Source organism: Chryseobacterium sp. HNCC26DJ238 (genome assembly GCF_057180465.1).
The window spans coordinates 1-219 of the sequence record NZ_JBXUGI010000089.1 but is presented as its reverse complement, the minus strand read 5'-3'; the positions used below and the strand labels follow the sequence as shown (position 1 = coordinate 219).

At 41.6% G+C, this 219-nt stretch carries 1 protein-coding gene; it reads left to right on the top strand.

The annotated features are described in order from the left end of the window. A partial coding sequence (locus tag AC2A07_RS19810; RefSeq protein WP_484051816.1) for a hypothetical protein occupies positions 1–219 on the top strand: 219 nt, incomplete at both ends.

Genomic DNA, 219 nt, shown 5'->3' with positions numbered 1-219 from the left:
AGATTAAGTTATAGTGATACGAGTAAGGATGGAGTTATTCAGCCGAGAACATATTATTACCAGCAGTGTGATGGACCGTGGTCACCATGGAACCCGCCGAACTGTATTGATTACTGGAAGCCGGGAGAAATAGTCGAAGTCAATAATTATTACCCTTTCGGTTTGCTGCATAATTATACAGCGACAACGCAAAATGCTTATCAGTACAAGTACAATGGC